This window comes from Pseudomonas sp. PA15(2017), from assembly GCF_001945395.1.
Classification (GTDB): domain Bacteria; phylum Pseudomonadota; class Gammaproteobacteria; order Pseudomonadales; family Pseudomonadaceae; genus Aquipseudomonas.
Window position 1 is genome coordinate 81,399 of sequence record NZ_MSXV01000037.1, and the last position, 21,358, is coordinate 102,756.

Sequence of the window (21,358 nt, forward strand, 5' to 3'; positions counted from 1 at the left end):
ACAATGAGCACTAGCGCAGCACAGCAAAAGAGCAACGATAGCGGCGAATACAGCATTCTCGACAGCATCATCGCTGAAACTCGCCTGACTCCCGATGACGAAGCCTATGACATCGCCAAGCGTGGTGTATCGGCGTTCATCGAAGAACTGCTCAAGCCGCACAACAACGGTGAGCCGGTCAAGAAGGCGATGGTTGACCGCATGATCGCCGAGATCGATGCCAAGCTCAGCCGCCAGATGGACGAGGTTCTGCACCATCCCGACTTCCAGGCGCTGGAGTCCTCGTGGCGTGGCCTGCAACTGTTGGTTGATCGCACCAACTTCCGTGAAAACATCAAGATCGAAATCCTCAACGTCTCCAAAGAAGACCTGCTGGACGATTTCGAAGATTCGCCAGAGGTCATGCAGTCTGGCCTGTACAAGCACATCTACACCGCTGAGTACGGCCAGTTCGGTGGCCAGCCGGTGGGCGCGATCATCGCCAACTACTTCATGTCGCCGAGTTCCCCTGACGTCAAATTGATGCAGTACGTCGCCAGCGTTTCGTGCATGTCCCATGCGCCATTCATCGCCGCGGCCGGTCCGAAGTTCTTCGGCCTGGAGAGCTTTACCGGTCTGCCGGACCTGAAGGATCTCAAAGATCATTTCGAGGGCCCGCAATTTGCCAAGTGGCAGAGCTTCCGCGAATCCGAAGACTCCCGCTATGTCGGCCTGACCGTTCCGCGCTTTCTGCTGCGCAACCCGTACGACCCGGAAGAAAACCCGGTCAAGTCGTTCGTTTACAAAGAAACCGTCGCTAACAGCCACGAACACTACCTGTGGGGCAACACCGCCTACGCGTTTGGTACTCGCCTGACCGACAGCTTCGCCAAGTTCCGCTGGTGCCCGAATATCATCGGCCCGCAAAGCGGCGGTGCCGTCGAAGACCTGCCGTTGCACCATTTCGAAAGCATGGGCGAAATCGAAACCAAGATTCCTACCGAAGTCCTGGTTTCCGATCGCCGTGAATATGAACTGGCCGAGGAAGGTTTCATCTCCCTGACCATGCGCAAAGGCTCCGACAACGCGGCGTTCTTCTCCGCCAGCTCGGTGCAGAAGCCGAAGTTCTTCGGCATCAGCGCAGAAGGCAAGGCTGCCGAGCTGAACTACAAGCTCGGCACCCAGCTGCCCTACATGATGATCGTCAACCGCCTGGCTCACTACCTGAAGGTACTGCAGCGCGAGCAACTCGGTTCGTGGAAAGAGCGTACCGATCTCGAGCTGGAGCTGAACAAGTGGATCCGTCAGTACGTGGCCGACCAGGAAAACCCGAGCGCTGAAGTCCGTGGCCGTCGTCCGCTGCGTGCTGCGCAAATCAGCGTCAGTGATGTGGAAGGCGAGCCGGGCTGGTACCGCGTCAGCCTGAACGTGCGCCCGCACTTCAAGTACATGGGTGCCGATTTCACCCTGTCGCTGGTCGGCAAGTTGGACAAAGAGTAAACGGAGCTTACTCATGAACGGATACGGCAGCCTTTTTGAACGCCTGAACGGCGACGCGGACAAACGCGCCGCCTGGAGCCGCGAGGTTTCCATCATGGCGTCCGTGGCTGCCCATCTGGCCAAGATGCTCAGCACCCGGGCCGGCAGTGTGCAGACACTGTCCGACTACGGGTTGCCCGATCTCAACGACATGCGCCTGAGTCTGCACGATTCCCTGACCCAGGCACGCCTGGCGATAGAGCGCTTCATCGAGGCCTACGAGCCCCGGATGAGCAATGTGCGTGTCGTTTCCCTACCGCGTGACAATGATCGGCTTCGCCTGTCCTTCAGCATTGAAGGGCTGTTGGAAGTCGATGGGTTCAAGCGGCAGGTCAGTTTCTCCGCGCGCCTGGATGGCAGCGGTCAAGTGAAGGTCAAGTAAGGAGACTTCGATGTCCGGTAAGCCCGCAGCACGCCTGTCCGACCCCACCGCTTGCCCCAAGCCGGGCCACGGAACCAGCCCGATTGCCGCCGGTTCCGGCGACGTGTTCTTCGACGGCCTCGCGGCCGCCCGCCAGGGCGATGCCTCGGCGTGTGGTGGTGCGATGTCGGGCGGTCTGGCAACCACGGTGCTGATCAACGGCAAGCCCGCCGCCACCGTTGATTCGGTGGGCACCCATGGCAACAAAGTCACCGCCGGATCAGGCACGGTGATTATCGGGAATTCGCATACGCCGGCGCCGTTTGTGCCGCCGCTGCCGGTGGAGATCAAGTGGCCATTTGACGAGCACTTTGTGATCAATTGCCAGGATACCGGTAAGCCAATGGCTTGCGTGTCGTACACGCTGAAAACCGCTTCGGGAAAGATCATCTGCGGAATTACCAACGAAGATGGAAAGACCCAGAAGATTTCCTCTGCTCAAGCGGAGACTGTGGAATTGCTCATAGAGCAGCAAACCGAAGTGTTGATTGGGTGAGTAGTTTTTCTGATGCCGCAAGCGTTTAAGGAAAGGTCGTTGATATGGCAGACACAGTAGTATCCTCGAGCCTTACCCCCGCCAACAATAGTGCCGGGCAATCTACTGCCGTGCGACTTTTCAAAGTCAGCGATATTCCTGGCGCCATGGACAAGATGAAGTGGCCGGTTGCTGCTGCGTTGATGCGCCACTGGTTCAACGGCACTCCTTGGGAAAACGCTAGCGGTGGAATGGGAACAGAAGAGAAAGAGCGCACACGGCCAGTGCCTGACCAGTACATCGAAGAAAGCATTGTTAAGATGAACTGGGTACTGAAATTCAAAAAGCCTGAAGAGACGCGCCAAGTGCTCAAGGCTGCGTGGAATAATGCGAAGGCTATGCCAGAAATACGCACAAAGATACTGCGTGCATTTGGTAATTCCGGGCCCGGTTGTTATCCAGTAACTTTCAACGGGCGGGGTCGAGCTGCAGAGAGGTTTGGCTATTTTAATTCGCGTGCGGTTAACTTCAGTCAATTCGGTGGTGGCGAGCTTGACGAGCTTCGTGGAGCGTTGGCCAACTTCAATATGCGCGTCATTGCCGAGGGCGCGGTGAATGTCTTTGATAAGAAAATTGTATTCGTCGCCGACCGATTGGGTTACTACGTTGAAGATAACTACGACTTCAGCGATGGTGACGATTTTGTCAGCCAGCCCCTTGGGTACTGGAATTTTGACGGTGTCGCCGGGGTAATTGAAGCCAATGCGCAGAATATGGCAATCAATGAAGAAATGGCTGCTATCGGGCGGTCATCTATCTTCGGTGCGAGTGATGCGGTGCAGAAGCAGTTCGTTGAAGCGTCAAATAGACGATATTTCTTAATCCAGAACAAGCATTTCGTGGCGTATAGAAAGCAGTTTTCCAAGGGCGGGGATTTCAAGCTGTTTTCTGATATTTTCTACGAAACCATTGCTCCGGTTTCAATTGAGCTGGTGAAAAAATGATGACCGTTAAAAGAGCATTCTTGTTCATCGGTTTGTTAGTCATTGCCGTCGGTCTGTTTGGCGTCTCCGTGAATGATCTTTTCACGCGCTCGGCCAGCAGCTCAGTCGTTAGCGAGTCAGGCGATTATCTGATCGAAAATGTGCCCGTCAGAGGATGGCTAGTACCGTTTGATGATCTGGCGTACCTGCGAATCACCGATAAGCGAGATTCCAATGCGGTTTTTCGCTCACCTTTGTACCCACGAAGTGCGGTGGACATGAGTGCTCATGAGGACGATGTCATTGTTGGAATAGTGTGGATCGATTTTTACAAACGCGATCAGCACTTCGGCATCAGGATGCCCGAGTGGAGGTCGCATTGGCTCAATAGCTTTATCAGTAACACTAGATACGACATTGTCGGAAGCGATTGAGGCGAGCAGCAGAGTATTGGCAGCAAGATGACCGCGCAGAGCGCTCGGTCGACCGGATTTTGTTTTAGATGAGTTTCACTACCAAGCAGGTACTACAGCGTGTCCTTTAACCACTACTACCGAAGCGAACTCACCGTGCTGCGCCAACTGGGCCGCCGTTTCGCTGAGCGTAGTCCTGTGTCGGCCCCTTTTCTGGGACAGACCGGCTGTGATCTTGATGGGCCAAAAACAATAGCTGTGAGGGGTTTGATCCAAAGGATTTCAAGACTCGGTGTTCTGCAAAAAAGGACGCAATAATTGATTTCGACTTATGGCGGGGCAGATTGGTTGATTCGAGCTAAGCGGATTTGGATGCTAGGTGTTCTACTAATAGCCAGCTGTGCGGTTTTTACATATGGCGTTAACGCCATGCTCGGATACCCTGCCAGTTCGAGTCAGGTCAGTCCGTCGGGGCGTTATGTTATGGAAAGTGTGCGTGTCGATCGGGTTTTTATGCTTGGTGGTATGGGGTACTTGAGGGTTATCGATACGCAAGAACCGAGGCGGGTCTATCGAACTCCGCTCTATGATACTCAATCACTGGACATGCGCGTATTCGAAGATGATGTCGAGGTTGGTGTTACTTGGATTGATTTCGATAAAAAACACAAGGAATTCGCGATTTCGATGCCGCAGTGGAAGGGAAATTGGCTGAATGTATTTGTCAGCAATACTCCTTATACCCATCTGGAGAACTGATCAACATGCCCAGGATGGGAGGGAGTGTGAGCGATTGGAGCATTATTGTTGATAAGGATTTATTCGGTGATGAGCGTTTGTCGAGGTCGATATTGTTTGCGGCAATTGAACCTGTTCCTATGGCAAAATTTATGGATCAATAAATGACCATTCAGGGTTATTTTGCAAGCGTCGCGGACAGCGATCTCTTCGGGGGGGCGCAATCGTCTGCTTATTGGTGGCTGCACTCGGGATATCGCGGAGCATAAAGGAAAAGCGCGCTCACAAGGTAATGATGTATGTATGTGTTCTGATTGTGCCGGTTATTCACATTATTGGAACTTATTATCTAAATCAGACACCGGCCTGAGCATGAGCTGACTAAACATGTTCACCAGCAAAACATCCTACATCTATATGGAAAGCTGACCTAAATGTCCTTCAACCACTACTACCAAAGCGAACTTACCGCACTGCGCCAGCTCGGTCGTCGTTTCGCCGAGCGTAGTCCGGCGTTGGCGCCGTTCCTGGGGCAGGCCGGGCGGGATCCGGATGTGGAGCGGTTGCTGGAAGGTTTTGCCTTTCTCACTGGGCGCCTGCGCCAGAAACTCGATGACGAGTTGCCGGAGCTTAGCCACTCGCTGATGCAGTTGCTGTGGCCCAATTACATGCGGCCGCTGCCGGCATTCAGCATTTTGCAGTTCGATCCGCTCAAGCGCTCCGGCCCGGCACTCAAGGTCGAGCGTGATACGCCAATCGAGAGCGTGCCGATCAATGACGTGCGCTGCCGTTTCCGTACCTGCTACCCGACAGAGGTATTGGCGCTGAACCTGGCTGCATTGAACTACTCGGTCAAGGGCGACGGCGCATTGCTGAGCCTGCGCCTGGGGATGAGCGCCGATGGCCATCTTGGCGAGTTGGAACTGAGCAAGCTGCGGCTGCACTTCGCCGGTGAGCGTTACATCAGCCAGATGCTGTACCTGAGCCTGCTGCGCAACCTCCAAGGTATCGAACTGATTCCGCTGAACGCGGCAGGTAAACCCATCCAGGGCGCCAATGGTGTGCCGATGGCATTCAAGATACCGGGTAACCGTGTACAGCCGGTGGGGTTCGCCGAAGAGGAGGCGTTGATCCCGTATCCGCTGAATACCTTCCGCGGTTATCGCTACCTTCAGGAGTACTTCGCTTTCCAGGACAAGTTCCTGTTCGTCGATGTCGAGGGTCTGGACATTCTCAAGGCCCTCCCAGAAGACACGCTCAAACAGTCACGTGGCTTCGAGCTGCGATTCGATATTCGCAAGAGCGGCATCCAGCGCCTGCGGCCAACCCTGGATAACGTCAAACTGTTCTGCACCCCTATCGTCAATCTGTTCGAGCATGACGCCCTGCCGATCCGTCTCGATGGCAAGCAGGACGAGTACCTGCTGCTGCCAGCCGAATACGATCTGGAAAACTGCGGCGTGTTTTCCGTCGAGGGCGTTACGGGGTGGAAGCCCGGTGGCCTGGGTTACCAGCAATACGTGCCCTTCGAGTCTTTCGAGCATGACCCGAGTTTCGACGTGCCGAACAGCCGGCCGCATTACAGCATTCGCCAGCGCCCGTCCCTGCTGCACAACGGCTTGGATACCTATCTGAGTTTCGGCATCCGTCACGCAGAGGCTCATGAAACGTTGTCCATCGAGCTGACCTGTACCAATCAGAATCTGCCACGCAAGCTCAAGCTTGGCGACATCTGCGTGGCGTGCGAGGAAACCCCGGAATTTTTGAGTTTCCGCAATATCACGCCGGCCACATCGAGCTTTGCGCCGCCGTTGAACCGCGACTTTCTGTGGAAGTTGATCAGCAACATGTCGCTCAACTACCTGTCGCTGGCCGACGTCAATGCTTTGAAGGTGATTTTGGAGACCTACGACCTGCCGCGCTATTACGACCAGCACGCGGAGAAGGTCAGCAAGCGCCTGCTCGGTGGGCTCAAGCACATCAAGCATCACCACGTGGATCGTTTGCATCGTGGCTTGCCAGTACGTGGGTTGCGCACCGAGCTGACGATCGACCCTGAGGGGTATATCGGTGAGGGCGACCTGTTCGTTTTCGCTTCCGTGCTCAACGAGTTTTTCGCGTTGTACGCCAGCCTGAACTCGTATCACGAGTTACGGGTAAACAGCACACAGGGAGAGGTGTACCAATGGACACCACGTATGGGCCTGCAGCCCCTGCTTTGAGCGGGCTGGCACGAAGCATACGCGAGTACTCGCTGTTTCAGGCGGTATTACTGGTGCTTGACCGGTTGCGCCAGGCACACCCGTACCTGAGCGAAGAGGAACTGTATGACCAGTTGGAATTCCAGGCCAATCCGAGTCTGGGCTTCCCGAGCAGCGATGTTGACCGTGTCGAGTTTTTCGAAGAGCACGGGCGTATGCGGGCGCGTATGCGTTTCAACCTGATCGGCTTGGTCGGTTCGGGTTCGCCGTTGCCTGCGTTCTATGGCGAGCAGGCGTTGGGCGATAGCGAAGACGGCAACCCGACGCGCAATTTCCTGGATCTGTTTCATCATCGGTTGCAACGCCTGATGCTGCCGATCTGGAAGAAGTATCGATATCGCGCAAGCTTCGAAAGCGGCGCCGTCGATCCGTTCTCGTCACACCTTTTTGGCTTGATCGGCCTGGGTGGCGAGGAGATCCGGCGTGCCAAGGAACTGAACTGGAAACGCCTCCTGCCTTATCTGGGCCTGCTCAGCCTTCGTGCGCACTCGGCGGCGCTGATCGAGGCGGTGCTGCGCTACTACTTCAAGCACGCTGAGTTGACCATCGAGCAATGCATCGAGCGCCGCGTGGAAATTCTCGAGGAGCAGCGTAATCGTCTGGGGCGAGCCAATAGTCTGCTTGGCGAAGACCTCGTCCTCGGCGAACACGTACGCGACCGCAGCGGCAAATTCCGCATTCATATCCGCGAACTCGACTGGCAGCGCTTCCATGAGTTCCTGCCGATCGGTTTCGGCTACCAGCCGCTCTGTGCCCTGGTGCGATTCACGCTCCGTGACCCACTCGATTACGACATTCGCCTCGTGCTGCGTCAGGAAGAAATTCGTGAACTGCGCATCGGCGAGCAGAACGCATGCCGCCTAGGATGGACCAGTTGGCTCGGCCGCGAGAAAGCGGACGGCGTGGTGACGCTGGGCAGCAAAATTCATTAAGGACAGATGACCCATGATCAATGTAGACCTGCAACAACTCATCCAGGCGCTGGACGCTGAAAGCCGACGTGATCTGGAGCGTTCGGCTGAGCGTTGCGTCGCCCGCGGCGGCAGCAAGATTCTCGTCGAAGACTTGCTGCTGGGCTTGCTGGAACGGCAGAACGGCCTGCTGTCTCGCGCCTTGCAAGACGCTGACGTGGATGTCGGTGAGCTGAGCGCCGCCTTGCAGACCCGCGTCGAGCACAGCGAGTCACGTAACCCTGTGTTCGCTCCGGAACTGGTGCAATGGCTGCAGGATGCCCTGCTGGTGGCCAACCTCGAGCTGGGCCAGACTCAGGTCGAGGATGCTGCACTGATCCTCGCGCTGCTGCGCAACCCGCTGCGCTATGCAGGCAGCCGTTACCAGCCGCTGCTTGCCAGGTTGAACATCGAGCGCCTGAAGGCGTTCGCCCTGTCGCAACAGCCTCAGACGCAGGCCGACGGCAAGCCGGTTGCGCAGGGCGAGTCGCTGCTACAGCGCTTTACCCACAACCTGACTCAGCAAGCCCGCTACGGCAAACTGGACCCGGTGCTGTGCCGCGATGGTGCAATTCGGCAGATGGTCGACATCCTGGCCCGTCGTCGCAAGAACAACCCGATCGTGGTGGGTGAAGCCGGGGTCGGCAAGACCGCCATCGTCGAGGGCCTGGCCTCACGTATCGCGGCCGGTGAAGTGCCGCAGGTGCTCAAGGGCGTAGAGCTGTTGTCGCTGGACATGGGCCTTTTGCAGGCCGGCGCCAGCGTCAAAGGTGAATTCGAGCGTCGCCTCAAAGGCGTCATCGACGAGGTCAAGGCCTCGCCGAAACCGATCATCCTTTTTATTGACGAAGCCCATACCCTGATCGGCGCTGGCGGCAACGCCGGGGGCTCCGACGCCGCCAACCTCTTGAAACCGGCGCTCGCCCGCGGTGAGCTGCGCACCATCGCGGCCACCACGTGGGCCGAGTACAAGAAGTACTTCGAGAAAGACCCTGCGCTGGCCCGACGCTTCCAGCCAGTGCAGTTGCACGAGCCGACGGTGAACGAAGCGATCACCATTCTTCGTGGCCTGGCACAAGTCTACGAAAAGAGCCACGGCATCTACCTGCGCGATGACGCCGTGGTGTCGGCCGCCGAACTATCGGCGCGCTATCTGGCCGGTCGGCAACTGCCGGACAAAGCAGTCGATGTGCTCGACACCGCTTGCGCGCGCGTACGCATCAGCCTTGCCGCCGCGCCGGAAAGCCTCGAGCGCCTGCGCGGTGAGCTGGCCGAAGGTGGTCGTCAACGCCAGGCGCTGCGCCGCGATGGCGAAGCCGGTCTTCTGATCGATCATGACGCATTGCAAGCGCTGGAAGCGCGACTGGACGAAGCCGAGACTGAGCGGGTCGCGCTGGAAGCGCTGTGGACTGAACAGAAGCAACTGGCCGAGCGCCTGCTGGAACTGCGCCAGCAATTGGCCATGGCGCGCGACGCTAGAGAAGGTGAAGCAGCCATCGGCGTTGCGGACAGCACCGAAGACGACGTGCCTGAACGGGTAGTTGGCGAGGCCGATGAAATGCTCAACGTCGAAGCGCTGGAAGCTCGGCTCAACGAAACGCACAAGGCGCTGACTGCCGCACAGGTGAAAGAGCGCCTGGTCAGCTTCGAGGTCTGCCCGCGCTTGGTGGCTGAAGTGATCAGCGCCTGGACCGGCGTCCCGTTGACGCAATTGGCCCGAGAGCACAACGCCAAAATCGCCAGTTTCGCGACGGACCTGCGCACCCGTATCCGTGGGCAGGAACAAGCCGTGCATGCATTGGATCGTTCCATGCGCGCCACCGCTGCTGGTTTGAACAAACCAGATGCACCGGTCGGCGTGTTTCTGCTGGTTGGCCCGAGCGGCGTTGGTAAAACCGAAACCGCTTTGGCGCTCGCTGACCTGCTCTACGGCGGCGATCGCTTCATCACCACAATCAATATGTCCGAGTTCCAGGAGAAACACACCGTTTCCCGTCTGATTGGTGCGCCGCCGGGCTACGTCGGTTACGGCGAGGGCGGCATGCTGACGGAAGCTGTGCGGCAGAAACCCTACTCGGTGGTGCTACTCGATGAGGTCGAGAAGGCCGATCCAGATGTGCTCACCCTGTTCTACCAGATCTTCGACAAGGGCGTGGCCAACGATGGCGAAGGGCGCGAAATCGACTTTCGCAATACGTTGATTCTGATGACTTCGAACCTGGGCAGCGACCGCATCAGCGAGCTTTGCGCAGAGGGCTCACGGCCAACCGCCGAGGTTCTCGAAGAAACCATTCGCCCGGTGCTCAGCAAACACTTCAAACCTGCATTACTGGCGCGGATGAAAGTGGTGCCGTACTACCCGGTCGGCGGCCCGGTTCTGCGTGAGCTGATCGAGATCAAACTGGGCCGCCTGGGCGAGCGCTTGAGCCGTCGTCAGCTGAATTTCACCTGGTGCCAGAACCTGGTCGATCACCTGTCCGAACGCTGCACGCAAAGCGAGAGCGGTGCACGCCTGATCGATCATTTACTGGATCAGCACGTTCTGCCGCTGGTTGCGGACCGATTGCTCGATGCGATGGCCACGGGCGAAACCCTCGAACGTGTTCATGCCACGCTCGATGGTGATGGCAGCGTGGCCTGCGAGTTCGCCTGAGGTGGGTGTGATGTTTGCTCAAGTGCCGCAGCCGCTGATTTATGCAGAGCGCCTACTCGCACAGTTCGCCAGCTTGTCACGTGCATCGGATGTTGCCGCGTTGTTGGGTGACTTCGTACGCGCATTGACCGAGCTCAGTGGCTGCGAATTGGCTCAGGTGTACCTGCTCGATGCCACGCATACCTGTTTGGGTATGCAAGCCGAGTATCTGGATAGCCAACTGCAACCGCGAGAGGCCGATAGCTTGCCTGTCGATTACAACGGAGAGCAGCTGTTGCAGTTCGCGCTCTGCCAGAATCGCGTGGTGTTTGTCGAGAAGCTGAGCGGCAGCCTGTATGAAACCAGCTTTCTACCTCCTTCTGCAGCGCAGTGGGAAACGCTGCTTTGCGTGCCACTGATCAATCAGCAGAAAGCGGTCGAAGGTTTGCTGGTTTGCGCTAGCCGTCGCAGCAGCGAATTGCAGGTGTTCGCCGATTCCCTTTGCAAGCTGGGTTCGTTCGTGCTCGTACAGCTGCATCTTCTACAGCGTTTGCGTCAGTCATCGGGTGATGCAAGCTCCGCCGTTCACAGCACACCGGTCGCCAGCGGCTATGGCCTGATCGGCAAGAGCGCTGTCATGCGACAAACCTACTCGCTAATCAGCAAGGTTTTGCACAGCCCCTATACCGTTTTACTGCGTGGCGAAACGGGAACCGGCAAGGAAGTCGTTGCACGAGCGATTCACGATTGTGGTCCACGGCGCTCGCGCGCGTTCATCGTGCAGAATTGCGCCGCGTTCCCGGAAAGCCTTCTGGAAAGCGAGCTGTTCGGCTATCGCAAAGGAGCCTTCACCGGTGCCGAACGTGACCGAGCGGGCCTTTTCGATGCAGCTGATGGCGGCACGCTTTTGCTCGATGAAATCGGCGACATGCCGCTTTCGCTGCAGGCCAAGTTGCTGCGCGTGCTGCAAGAGGGCGAAATCCGCCCACTGGGTTCCAACGATACCCACAAGATCGACGTGAGGATTATCGCCGCTACCCACCAGGACCTTGCGGTGATGGTCAGCGAAGGCAAGTTTCGCGAAGACCTGTACTACCGGCTGGCGCAATTTCCTATCCAGCTACCGGCATTGCGTCATCGGGAGGGCGACATTCTCGACCTGGCGCGTCACTTCGCCGAGAAAGCCTGTGCGTTTCTGCAGCGAGACCCGGTGCGCTGGTCGGATGGCGCACTCGATCATCTTTCCCAATACACCTTCCCAGGCAACGTGCGCGAGCTCAAGGGCTTGGTCGAGCGTGCTGTTCTTCTTTGTGAGGGCGGCGAGCTTCTGGTCCAGCATTTTTCCCTGCGCGTCGATGCCGAATCTGTCGACAGCAACCTCAGCTTGCGCGAGCGCCTGGAGCAGGTGGAGCGCAGCCTGTTGCTCGATTGCCTGCGCAAGAATGCCGGCAACCAAACCCTTTCGGCGCGAGAGCTAGGCCTGCCCAGGCGCACGCTGCTTTACCGCCTCGGACGTCTGAATATCAACCTGGGTGAGCTCAATGGGTAGCAGTGAGCGCCCGGTTTCACTCTTTGTTCATGGCAGCGATACCACTGTGAAAAATCGGTGCATGTTGCGTACTTCTGGAGACCTCTGATGCCTGTTCGATACTGGCAAGTCTTTCTTCTGAGCCTTTTCGTGCTGTGCGGCATTAGCGGCTGTGGCGGCAATTACAAATTCAATGACGACACCTATCGCCCTCTGGGTGATCCGCAAGCGGTCAACCGCGGCAAGTGACCGCAAGGAGCATCATCATGGAGCTGGTTTTCGAAGTGTTGAACACCAAGCAGTTCGTGCCTGCCGAGCTGTGCCAGAAGACATTCAAGCAGGCCGGCGGTGTGATCGGGCGGGGAGAGGATTGTGATTGGATCATTCCGGATCGCAAGCGTCACCTTTCCAACCACCACGCGCTGGTCAGCTATCGCGACGGCACCTTCTTCCTGACCGATACCAGCAGCAACGGTATTCAGGAGGGTTCGAGTGGTGCCCGGCTGCGCAAGGGCGAGGCGGTACGTATCGAACATGGCAGCGTTTATTTACTTGGGGATTTCGAGGTTCGCGCGCGGCTGGTTCGCGACCCGGCGATGTTCGACGTCGAAGTGGGCCGACCTCAAGCCGCCGGTAGCATCATTCCCGATGACGCGTTTCTCGACCTGGATCCGCTCGCCGCACTCGATCAGCAGGAGCGCGTCTACTCGGAGTTCGAGGAGCTGATTTCGCCCGCCGCCGCAGCCGACGATAGTCGTCAGCGTGCCGACTATGCGCGTATCGATATGGAAAGCCTGTTGGTACCGGAGCTGGTCGAAGCACCACAGAAGGTTGAGTCGGCGCCTGCGCCAGCACCGGTCGAACGGCAATCCGAAGGCTTTTGGGAAAAGTTCGCCGATGCGCTGGGCATGGATATTTCTGGCTACGACCACGAGGCAAAGGAGTCGCTGGCTGTGAGCGTTGCACAATTGCTCAAGCAAAGCGTCGCGGGCTTGCAGCAGAGTTTGCGCACGCGCAGTGAGCTGAAAAACGAGTTACGCCTCGCTCAGACCACGGCGTTGGGCTCGCAAAAGAATCCCCTCAAATTCGCCGGCGATGCCGGTGAAGCATTGAGCCTTTTGCTGCAGGCGAATAAGCCAGGACAGCTCACCGCGCAGCAGGCGATATCACGCTCGTTCCGTGACCTGCAGGCTCATCAGGTGGCCATGCTGATGGCGAGCCGGGCCGCCGTTCGCGGCACCCTGGAGCATTTTTCGCCACAGCAACTCACGTTGCGTTTCGAGCGTGACACCAAACCGCTATTTACCACTGCTGGCAGCCGCTGGAGGGCCTACGGGCGTTATCACCAGGCGTTGAGGCAGGACGATGACTGGAGTGAGCGTCTGCTGGCACGTGACTTCGCACAGGCCTATGAAGAGCAGGTGCGCCTTATTTCAACACTGGATTCTGACCGTCAAGGATGATGCACATGTTTCGTCGTTCGAACGCTTTAATCAAATCGTTGGCAGTATTGAGCGCCTTGGTCGCCCTGGCCGCCTGCTCGACGCTCTCACCGTACTCGCATGTCACCAAGCTCAACCTGAAGCTGACGGCGAGTGACCAACTGAACCCTGATCTCAACGGGCGTCCGTCGCCAATCGTCTTGCGTCTGTATGAGCTTAAACATCCGGTCGCGTTCGAGAACGCGGACTTCTTCAGTCTCTACGAACGCGCCAAGGAGTCTCTGGCGCCAGATATGGTCGCGACCGAAGAGCTCGAGCTGCGCCCCGGGCAAACAGTCGATCTCAAACTCAGTATCCAGGAGGGGAGCCGCTACGTCGGTGTGCTGGCGGCCTACAGGGATCTACCAGAGGCTCGGTGGCGCTACACCCTTCAAGTGGCCCCATTGCAAGTTACCGAGGCCGATCTGACCCTCGATCAGAACGGCATTCGCAACACCGATGCAGCGATTCCCAAGGCAGGTGACTGAACGTGAATTTTCATAAAGTCATTTGGCAGGAAGGCATGCTGCTGCGCCCGCAGCACTTCCAGCACAGCGATCGTTACTACGACCATCAGTTGAAAACCCGAACCCAATTGTTGGGTGCTTATACCTGGGGCTTTCTGAGCCTGGATATCGACCTGCAATTTCTCAACATGGGCAAGTTGGTGGTCAGCCAGGCGTCCGGCATTCTTCCCGATGGCAGCCTTTTCGAGCTGGGCGGCAATATCGAACCCTTGGCTCTCGATGTGCCGCCCAATACCGGCAATACGCCTATCTATCTGGCACTGCCTTTGGTAACGGGCAACCATATCGAGGCGCGTCGCCCGGAGCAGTCCGATGTGTTGGCTCGCTACACCGCCTATGAGGCGGAGGTTGCCGACTCGAATGCCGGTGACGATTCGTCCAGCCAGGTCAGTTGCGGTCGCCCCGACTTCCGGCTTTTGCTCGGTGAGCAGCAGAGCGATCAGGCTTACGTGAAGCTGAAGTTGTGTGAGGTGCTCGATGCCACGCCAGACGGCGTCATCAGCCTCGACCCAGACTTCGTACCGACCTACATACAGGCGCATGCATCCAGCTACCTGCTGTCGTGCCTCAAGGAAGTCATCAGCATGCTCAGCCATCGGGGCGACACCCTCGCTGAGCGAATTCGTTCCAATGGCAAGGTCGGCGGAGCGGAGGTCGGAGACTTCATGATGCTGCAGCTGATCAACCGAACCGAGCTGCTGTTGCGCCATTACCTGAGCCTGGAACAGGTGCATCCCGAAGAGCTGTACCGCACGCTGCTGACCATGCTCGGTGATCTGGCGACTTTCTCGAGCGACAGCAAGAGACCCCGCCTGGACAGCCGCTACCAGCATAGCGATCAAGGCGCCAGCTTCCGTAAATTGATGGAGGCGATTCGTCAGGTGTTGTCCATGGTGCTGGAGCAGCATGCCATCGAGCTTATCCTGCAGGCCCGCCAATACGGGATCATCGTGTCGCCGCTGCACGACCACAAACTGTTGGGCTCGGCGTCTTTCGTGCTGGCCGCCAGCGCCAACTGCGATTCGGAGGAGCTTCGTCACCGGCTGCCGGCACACCTCAAGGTTGGCCCGGTCGAGCGCATCCGCCAGTTGGTCAATCTGCATCTGCCGGGCATCAAGGTCAAACCGTTGCCCGTCGCTCCACGGCAGATCGCATTCCACTCCAACAAAACCTATTTCATTCTCGAACTCAGCTCCGAAGACCTCGCTCAACTCGAGCGCTCCGGTGGTTTCGCATTCCATGTGTCTGGCGAATTCGCTGAGCTTGAACTGAAGTTCTGGGCCATAAGGAACTGACCGACATGATCAAGGACACGGATTACCATCAGGACGACAAGACGATCCTGCTCGATCGTCAGGGGCAGGGGCCTGCCTCAAGCCCGCTGACCGACTTCGCTGCGCCACCGCGTTTCGAGCAGCTGGAAGAACGTATGATCTATGCGGCTCGCCTGCGTCCCGCCGAGGCGTTCAACGTCAGCCTCAATTCGCTCGTGGCCGCGGCCTCGGAATTGTTGTCCGAAGTGGTGCGCCTCAAACACAGCGACAGCTATGAAGATCTTTATGCGCTCAATGAACGGCTGACAGCCGGCTTGAAGCTGTTCGAAGTTCGTGCATTGCACAACGGAGCGGAAAGCAGCCAGGTGATGGCTGCTCGTTACGTTCTTTGCACGGTGGTGGACGAAGCGGTCGTCACTACGCCCTGGGGCAATGAAAGTGAGTGGTCGCAGATGAGCTTGCTGAGCAGTTTTCACAACGAGACCTTTGGCGGCGAGAAGTTCTTCCAGCTCCTCGATCGGCTTTCGAAGAACCCCGTCAAACACCTGCCCATGCTGGAGCTGATGTACCTGTGCCTGTCCCTTGGTTTCGAGGGTAAATACCGGGTGCAGGCGCGGGGCATGCTCGAACTCGAGGGCATTCGTGATGCGCTGTATCGCCAGATCCGACAATTACGCGGGGATGTGCCGCGCGAGCTTTCACCGCATTGGGAGGGATTGAACGACCAACGTCGCAGCCTGGTGCGCATTGTGCCCGCCTGGATGGTGGTGTTGTTCACCTTGGTTTGCCTGGTGGTGATGTATTCGGGTTTTGCCTGGGTGCTGAGCGAGCAGCGAGACACCGTTCTGCAACCGTATCAGCCATTCGATCAAGTAGCGGCTCAGCCGCAGTCGCAGCCGTAAACAGGGACGTGTAATGAAGAATTTTTTCAAGAAGGTCGGCGCGTTCCTGCGTAAGACTTGGGTGTGGACGCTGCTGCTAGTGCTCTTCGTCGCACTGCTCGTATGGTTCGTTGGGCCTCTGCTGGCGGTCGATGATTACAAGTTCTGGGCCAGTTCGACTTCCCGCTTGCTGACCATCAGTGTGCTGTTCCTCGTCTGGGGGTTGGCCATGGTCTTCGTCAGCTGGCGAGCTGGCGTGCGCAAGAAGGCTGAAGAAGAAAGTGACGACGGCCAGGAGCGCATTCGTCGTGAAGAACTGATCGACGAAGAGCAAAAGGAGTTGAAGGCGCGTTTCAAGGAAGCACTCGTCACGCTCAAGACATCGAGCTTGTATCGCGGCCGTAGCGAGCGCTGGCGCAGCGATTTGCCCTGGTACCTGCTGATCGGCCCGCAGGGCGGGGGCAAGACCAGCCTGTTGGACTTCTCGGGGCTTGAGTTCCCGATCAACAAGATCGAGCGCAAGCTGACCCGTGACACCCTGGGCACCCGGCACTGTGATTGGTACTTCGCCGACCATGGCGTGCTGATCGATACCGCTGGCCGTTATCTGACCCAGCCGGATGCCGAAGTCGATGGCAACGCCTGGAGCACGTTGCTCAACCTGCTTCGCAAGCGTCGTCGCAATCGACCGTTGAATGGTGTGCTGGTGACCATTCCGGTCGAGACCCTGCTGCATGATAGCGAGCAGCAGCTCGAGATCCTCGCTCGACAGGTGCGTGCACGGTTGCAGGACGTACATCAGAAACTGCATGTCGATGTGCCGGTGTATCTGGTGTTGAGCAAGGCCGACAGCCTGCTGGGTTTCGATGAGTTCTTCGATCAGCTGACCCGCGAAGAAAGCGATCAGGTGCTTGGCACCAGCTTCCGCAAGGAGCAGTCGGGCACCGATGTGGCGGTGCTGCGCAACGAGTTCGAAGAGCTGCTGCGCCGCCTCAACAGCCAGGTAATCATGCGCATGCATCAGGAGCGTGATACCCAGCGCCGCGGCCGTATTCTCGACTTTCCGCATCAGCTGGGGCAGATCGGCGAGCGCCTTTGCCTGTTCGTGGACATGGCATTCACCGGTAACCGTTATCAGCGCGCCAGCCAGTTGCGTGGCTTCTATCTGACCAGTGCACCCCACCTGACCGGGGAAATGGACGCTACCGCTGCCAGCATTGGTGCCAACCTTGGCATGAGTGCCGGGGTATTGCCGACCTTACGCAACGGCCGCTCGCGATTCATCCATCACTTGCTCAGCCGGGTCATTTTTCCCGAAGCCGACCTTGCGGGGCTGGATAAACGTGAGCGAAACCGTATTCATTGGGGGCAACGTGCGTTGTACGTAGGCGCGCTCGCTGCCCTGGCAGTGTTCGGTGTGCTCTGGGCCACCGGCTTTTCCGCCAATTACGAGCGACTTGAAAAGCTGCGCGCGTTGGCGCAAACCTGGACCCAGCAGCATTCGGCTCTGAGTGCCCGGGACGACGCGATGGCTGCTCTCAAGGTGCTCGATACCAGTTATGCCGGGACGCAGGTCTTTCCAGACAAAGGCGATGTGAGTTACCACGAGCGTGGTGGCTTGTATCAGGGCGAGGAGGTCGAGCCGGTCGTTGTGGCGGCCTACGAGCGTCAGTTGGAAGAACAGTTGCTGCCCCGGGTTGCCGGCATGCTGGAGGGGCAGGTCAGAGCCAACACCAAGGATCGTGATCGCCTGCTCAACGGCCTGCGCGCATACCTGATGCTGAACATGAAGGATCGTCGCGACGCACAGTGGCTCAAAGACTGGGTCGCGGCCGATTGGTCCCAGCGCTACACCGGCAATACCGCCGTGCAGAATGGCCTGAACGCGCACTTCGAGCGTTTGCTGAAGCAACCATTCGTTTATCCCCTGAACGAGCAGTTGGTTGCTCAAGCGCGTCAGATCCTGCGTAGCGAGTCGTTGGCCAACGTGGTTTACCGAGTGCTTCGCGAGCAGGCTCGTACGCTGCCCGAATACCGCCTTGATCAACACCTCGGGCCGCAAGGCTCGCTTTTCTATGGCGGCAACTACGTCATTCCAGGCTTCTATACCCAACAAGGTTATCAGCAGTATTTCTCGGTACAGGGCTCGATGCTCGTTAGCGATATCCTGCGCGACAACTGGGTATTGGGGGAGGGCTCCGACCTTAGCGTGATGGATATGCGCCGCTTGATGGTTGAACTCGAGCAGTTGTATTTCCGCGACTACGCCAATTACTGGAGCGAAGCCTTGGGTCAGATTGGCCTGCTGGCGGCCAACGATTTCGCCGAGGGCGCTGAGCAGCTTGCCGGCCTCACCTCCGCCAATTCACCGATACTGCAGTTGCTGGTAGAAGTGAGGGAAAACACCCGCTTCGCGACTATCGCGGATGCCGCAGAAGGTGCAGCAGAGGCGGCGGGACAACTGGCGGATCAGAACGGCAAACTGGCCAACGCCGTTGCCGACAAGGCCACCGACAGCGCGAAAAATCTGCCGGATACATCGCGCAAATCGTTGCAGAGCCGCTTCGAGCCGCTACATCGCCTGCTCGATGATAACAATGGGCCGACTGCCGACTTGCTTCCAGCATTGACGGCGCTCAACGACCTGCAGATGCAGGTAGCAAGCCTTGCCCGTGCCAGTGCGCCGGAGCAGGCCGCTTTCGAGATGGCCAAGCACCGCATGGGGGGGCAGCGTGACGCGCTGAGCGCTCTGCGAAGTTCCGCCGGCCGCCTGCCACGCCCCGTGGGCAGCTGGTTCAACGTGCTGGCTGAAGATACCTGGCGATTGGTGCTCAGCGACTCCTATCAGTATCTGAACCAGCGTTATCAGAGCGAGCTGTATAGCTTCTATGGCAAGGCGATTCGCCAGCGCTATCCCTTCGACGCTCATAGCGCCAGTGATGTGGCGATTGCGGACTTCCGTGAGTTCTTCAAGACCCAGGGGATCTTCGATCGCTTCTTCGACAGTTACATGCGTCCATTCGTCAATGGCGACTCGGGCAGTTACCGCATGCGTAGCGTCGACGGCCATAGCCTGCCGATTTCCAGGACTTACCTCGACCAGATGTCGGCTGCACAGGTTATCCGCCAGAGCTTCTTCGCTGATAACCCGGCCGAACCGCAGGTGCAGTTCAAGCTCGAGCCTTACACGCTGGATTCGGCAGTCAGCCGCTCCGAATTCAAGCTCGGCGACAAGACCATGGAGTACCGCCATGGCCCGATCGTGCCGATGGCATTCAAATGGCCGACGGATGCCGAGGGCGGGCGTACCAGCCTGGTGCTCGACAGAATGGTCGGTCGGCCACTGGGGATCGAGAAGAACACCGGCCCCTGGTCACTGTTCAGGCTGTTCGATCTGATGGAGACCGAGTACCTCACGGGCCGCGATGTGCTGGTGCTCAAGGCCGACGTGGGCGGTATGCGTGCCAACTACCTGTTGACCAGCCAGCGTGCGCCGAATCCGTTCGATATGAGCGCGCTGCGTAGCTTCCGTATGCCGGTGCAGCTCTGATGCTGGTGGTCAGCCCGTGGCGTAGCGCCGCACGAACCGATACGGGAAAGGTTCGTGCGCGCAACGAAGATGCTTTTCTCGATTGCCCTCAAGATGGTTTGTGGGTGGTCGCCGATGGCATGGGCGGCTATCAGGGTGGCGACGTCGCTAGCCAACTGATCGTCGCCAGCCTGGCTGATCTGCCGGTCGAGCAGAGCTTCGACGAGCGACTCACAGCGATTCGCCAATGCTTGCACTGGCTCAATCGCCGCTTGTCCCAGGAGCTGACCATCGTCGCTGAGCGCCCCGAAAACATCATCGGCAGCACCGTGGTGGTGCTGTTGGTGGAGGGCAGTCGCGGCGCCTGTATCTGGGCTGGAGACAGCCGTTGCTATCTGTGGCGGGCACAGCGGCTGTATCAGCTTTCCAAGGACCACTCGCTGCAACAGCAATTGATCGATGAACACCAAATGACTCCGGCCGAAGCAAGGGTTCACCCGGCCGCTCACGCACTGACTCGCGCAGTCGGAGCGGCCGAGCACTTGACCCTCGATGTACTGGAGTTCGAGGTTCATCCCGGTGACGCCTACTTGCTGTGCAGCGACGGTCTTTACAACGGTATCAGCGGTGACGCACTCGGGAACGCACTTAGCCTTGCAGCGCCACATATCGCAGTGGAGCGCCTGTTCGATGGCGCTCTGCGCGGTTCTGCGCGGGATAACCTGACCGCAGTGGTGATCCGCCAATGAGCAAACTGCTGCGTATTGCTGACGAGCTGCCGGTGGATGCCGTGCAGGAGCGCGACCTGACGTATTTCGCTTTTGCCAAGGTGGCGAAAGCCTCGTCGCCTGCCGGCCGAACCCGTTTGCCGGCGATGCCTGAAGTGCTGGCCGGCCGATATCGCATCGAGCGTCTGCTGGGGGCCGGGGGCATGGGGCTGGTTTACCGGGCACGCGATCTGCTCGCCGAGCAGTTTGGCGATCCCGAGCCTCACATCGCCTTGAAGATTCTCGGTGAGGAGTTTGCCGAGTCGCCCGACGCAAGTGCCCTGCTGTATAGCGAATTCGCCCTTGCGCGGCGGTTACGCCACGACAATGTGCTACGTGCGCATGCCTTCGAGGTGGACACTGAGTGCCAGCGGGCCTTTTTCACCATGGAACTCATGCATGGTTTGACGCTGGATAAGCTGCTCTGTGAACGGCCTCTGGGTATTGTCTGGCAAGAGCTGCGCACAATTGCATTACCGCTGCTCGATGCATTGGCCCACGTCCATTCTCGAGGCGTACTGCACGGCGATATGAAACCGAGCAACGTCATGGTCAGCGAGGACGGCATAAGGCTGTTCGACTTTGGCCTGGGGCAGGCGCAAGAGGGTGTGTTGCCAGGTTTACCGCATGTGAGCCGAGAGCGCTTCAATGCCTGGACGCCAGGCTACGCAGCGCCGGAACTGCTGGATGGCGAGCCACTGACGGCCAGGGCCGATATCTACGGGGCCGCCTGTGTGATTTACGAGCTGGCGGGCGGTAAGCACCCGTTCCGCCGCCTGCCTTCCAACCAGGCGCGCGATGAACGACTCGAAGGTGAGCTGCATGCCCCCAGGCACCTGCCAAGGCGCTGCTGGCCGGCGCTCAAGACTGCACTGGCCTTCGATCCCGCGCAGCGCACCATCACTGCCCAGCAATTGCGTGATGCACTGGACGCCCCGCCGTCCTGGCTGAAACGCCTGACCGGCCAGCACAACGGATGA

18 protein-coding genes are annotated in these 21,358 nt (G+C 58.4%); all 18 read left to right on the forward strand.

The features are described 5' to 3' along the window. Window positions 1-3 precede the first annotated feature (3 nt). The 18 genes from tssC to BVH03_RS12205 all read left to right on the forward strand — a co-directional run bounded on the left by tssC (window position 4) and on the right by BVH03_RS12205 (window position 21,358). Window positions 4-1,479: a type VI secretion system contractile sheath large subunit gene (gene tssC / locus BVH03_RS12110; protein WP_075961397.1), complete on the forward strand. Its 1,476-nt coding sequence runs from the start codon at window positions 4-6 to the stop codon at window positions 1,477-1,479. A 13-nt stretch (window positions 1,480-1,492) separates the two neighbouring features. Beyond that, window positions 1,493-1,900, forward strand: a complete 408-nt coding sequence (tssE, locus tag BVH03_RS12115; RefSeq protein ID WP_075961398.1) for a type VI secretion system baseplate subunit TssE — start codon at window positions 1,493-1,495, stop codon at window positions 1,898-1,900. A 10-nt stretch (window positions 1,901-1,910) separates the two neighbouring features. Then, complete coding sequence (locus tag BVH03_RS12120) at window positions 1,911-2,435, forward strand: PAAR domain-containing protein (RefSeq protein ID WP_075961399.1); 525 nt, start codon at window positions 1,911-1,913, stop codon at window positions 2,433-2,435. A gap of 44 nt (window positions 2,436-2,479) precedes the next feature. Beyond that, entirely contained in the window at window positions 2,480-3,418 is a 939-nt protein-coding gene (locus BVH03_RS12125; protein WP_075961400.1) for a DUF6402 family protein, read from the forward strand. Next, window positions 3,415-3,831 carry a hypothetical protein gene (locus BVH03_RS12130; protein WP_256574691.1) on the forward strand — a complete coding sequence of 139 codons (417 nt, stop codon included), beginning with the start codon at window positions 3,415-3,417 and terminating at the stop codon, window positions 3,829-3,831. Before BVH03_RS12125 ends, BVH03_RS12130 begins: the two co-directional genes overlap by 4 nt. A 297-nt stretch (window positions 3,832-4,128) precedes the next feature. Continuing rightward, window positions 4,129-4,569 (forward strand): hypothetical protein, encoded by a 441-nt coding sequence (locus BVH03_RS25930; protein WP_143485950.1) that lies wholly within the window; start codon window positions 4,129-4,131, stop codon window positions 4,567-4,569. A 413-nt stretch (window positions 4,570-4,982) separates the two neighbouring features. After that, complete coding sequence (gene tssF / locus BVH03_RS12150; protein ID WP_075961402.1) at window positions 4,983-6,770, forward strand: type VI secretion system baseplate subunit TssF; 1,788 nt, start codon at window positions 4,983-4,985, stop codon at window positions 6,768-6,770. Further along, window positions 6,734-7,741: a type VI secretion system baseplate subunit TssG gene (gene tssG, locus BVH03_RS12155; protein WP_075961403.1), complete on the forward strand. Its 1,008-nt coding sequence runs from the start codon at window positions 6,734-6,736 to the stop codon at window positions 7,739-7,741. Before tssF ends, tssG begins: the two co-directional genes overlap by 37 nt. A 13-nt stretch (window positions 7,742-7,754) precedes the next feature. Then, window positions 7,755-10,412 (forward strand): type VI secretion system ATPase TssH, encoded by a 2,658-nt coding sequence (tssH, locus tag BVH03_RS12160; RefSeq protein WP_075961404.1) that lies wholly within the window; start codon window positions 7,755-7,757, stop codon window positions 10,410-10,412. A gap of 10 nt (window positions 10,413-10,422) precedes the next feature. Beyond that, window positions 10,423-11,940: a sigma 54-interacting transcriptional regulator gene (locus BVH03_RS12165; protein ID WP_075961405.1), complete on the forward strand. Its 1,518-nt coding sequence runs from the start codon at window positions 10,423-10,425 to the stop codon at window positions 11,938-11,940. 87 nt (window positions 11,941-12,027) lie between these two features. Then, window positions 12,028-12,168: a type VI secretion protein gene (locus BVH03_RS12170; RefSeq protein ID WP_075961406.1), complete on the forward strand. Its 141-nt coding sequence runs from the start codon at window positions 12,028-12,030 to the stop codon at window positions 12,166-12,168. A gap of 17 nt (window positions 12,169-12,185) precedes the next feature. Next, a complete protein-coding gene (gene tagH, locus BVH03_RS12175; RefSeq protein ID WP_075961407.1) occupies window positions 12,186-13,382 on the forward strand; it encodes a type VI secretion system-associated FHA domain protein TagH in 1,197 nt (398 codons plus the stop codon). 5 nt (window positions 13,383-13,387) lie between these two features. Continuing rightward, window positions 13,388-13,888 (forward strand): type VI secretion system lipoprotein TssJ, encoded by a 501-nt coding sequence (gene tssJ / locus BVH03_RS12180; RefSeq protein ID WP_075961408.1) that lies wholly within the window; start codon window positions 13,388-13,390, stop codon window positions 13,886-13,888. 2 nt (window positions 13,889-13,890) lie between these two features. Continuing rightward, window positions 13,891-15,222 (forward strand): type VI secretion system baseplate subunit TssK, encoded by a 1,332-nt coding sequence (gene tssK, locus BVH03_RS12185; RefSeq protein ID WP_075961409.1) that lies wholly within the window; start codon window positions 13,891-13,893, stop codon window positions 15,220-15,222. 5 nt (window positions 15,223-15,227) lie between these two features. Continuing rightward, a complete protein-coding gene (gene icmH, locus BVH03_RS12190; RefSeq protein WP_075961410.1) occupies window positions 15,228-16,103 on the forward strand; it encodes a type IVB secretion system protein IcmH/DotU in 876 nt (291 codons plus the stop codon). Window positions 16,104-16,116: 13 nt separating this feature from the next. Beyond that, complete coding sequence (gene tssM, locus BVH03_RS12195; protein ID WP_075961411.1) at window positions 16,117-19,632, forward strand: type VI secretion system membrane subunit TssM; 3,516 nt, start codon at window positions 16,117-16,119, stop codon at window positions 19,630-19,632. Then, window positions 19,632-20,360 carry a PP2C family serine/threonine-protein phosphatase gene (locus BVH03_RS12200; protein ID WP_075961412.1) on the forward strand — a complete coding sequence of 243 codons (729 nt, stop codon included), beginning with the start codon at window positions 19,632-19,634 and terminating at the stop codon, window positions 20,358-20,360. The genes tssM and BVH03_RS12200 overlap by 1 nt, the downstream gene beginning before the upstream one ends. Then, on the forward strand, window positions 20,357-21,358 hold the full coding sequence (locus BVH03_RS12205) for a serine/threonine-protein kinase (RefSeq protein WP_075961413.1): 1,002 nt from the start codon (window positions 20,357-20,359) through the stop codon (window positions 21,356-21,358). The genes BVH03_RS12200 and BVH03_RS12205 overlap by 4 nt, the downstream gene beginning before the upstream one ends.

Excerpts from the sequence above, each read along its gene's own strand:
- BVH03_RS12205 (WP_075961413.1), top strand. The coding sequence starts at position 20,357 with ATGAGCAAACTGCTGCGTATTGCTGACGAGCTGCCGGTGGATGCCGTG.
- BVH03_RS12120 (WP_075961399.1), top strand. The coding sequence starts at position 1,911 with ATGTCCGGTAAGCCCGCAGCACGCCTGTCCGACCCCACCGCTTGCCCC.
- BVH03_RS12170 (WP_075961406.1), top strand. The coding sequence starts at position 12,028 with ATGCCTGTTCGATACTGGCAAGTCTTTCTTCTGAGCCTTTTCGTGCTG.
- tssJ (WP_075961408.1), top strand. The coding sequence starts at position 13,388 with ATGTTTCGTCGTTCGAACGCTTTAATCAAATCGTTGGCAGTATTGAGC.
- tssF (WP_075961402.1), top strand. The coding sequence starts at position 4,983 with ATGTCCTTCAACCACTACTACCAAAGCGAACTTACCGCACTGCGCCAG.
- tssH (WP_075961404.1), top strand. The coding sequence starts at position 7,755 with ATGATCAATGTAGACCTGCAACAACTCATCCAGGCGCTGGACGCTGAA.
- tssM (WP_075961411.1), top strand. The coding sequence starts at position 16,117 with ATGAAGAATTTTTTCAAGAAGGTCGGCGCGTTCCTGCGTAAGACTTGG.
- tssC (WP_075961397.1), top strand. The coding sequence starts at position 4 with ATGAGCACTAGCGCAGCACAGCAAAAGAGCAACGATAGCGGCGAATAC.
- BVH03_RS12200 (WP_075961412.1), top strand. The coding sequence starts at position 19,632 with ATGCTGGTGGTCAGCCCGTGGCGTAGCGCCGCACGAACCGATACGGGA.
- BVH03_RS12165 (WP_075961405.1), top strand. The coding sequence starts at position 10,423 with ATGTTTGCTCAAGTGCCGCAGCCGCTGATTTATGCAGAGCGCCTACTC.
- BVH03_RS12130 (WP_256574691.1), top strand. The coding sequence starts at position 3,415 with ATGATGACCGTTAAAAGAGCATTCTTGTTCATCGGTTTGTTAGTCATT.
- tagH (WP_075961407.1), top strand. The coding sequence starts at position 12,186 with ATGGAGCTGGTTTTCGAAGTGTTGAACACCAAGCAGTTCGTGCCTGCC.
- icmH (WP_075961410.1), top strand. The coding sequence starts at position 15,228 with ATGATCAAGGACACGGATTACCATCAGGACGACAAGACGATCCTGCTC.
- tssE (WP_075961398.1), top strand. The coding sequence starts at position 1,493 with ATGAACGGATACGGCAGCCTTTTTGAACGCCTGAACGGCGACGCGGAC.
- BVH03_RS12125 (WP_075961400.1), top strand. The coding sequence starts at position 2,480 with ATGGCAGACACAGTAGTATCCTCGAGCCTTACCCCCGCCAACAATAGT.
- tssG (WP_075961403.1), top strand. The coding sequence starts at position 6,734 with ATGGACACCACGTATGGGCCTGCAGCCCCTGCTTTGAGCGGGCTGGCA.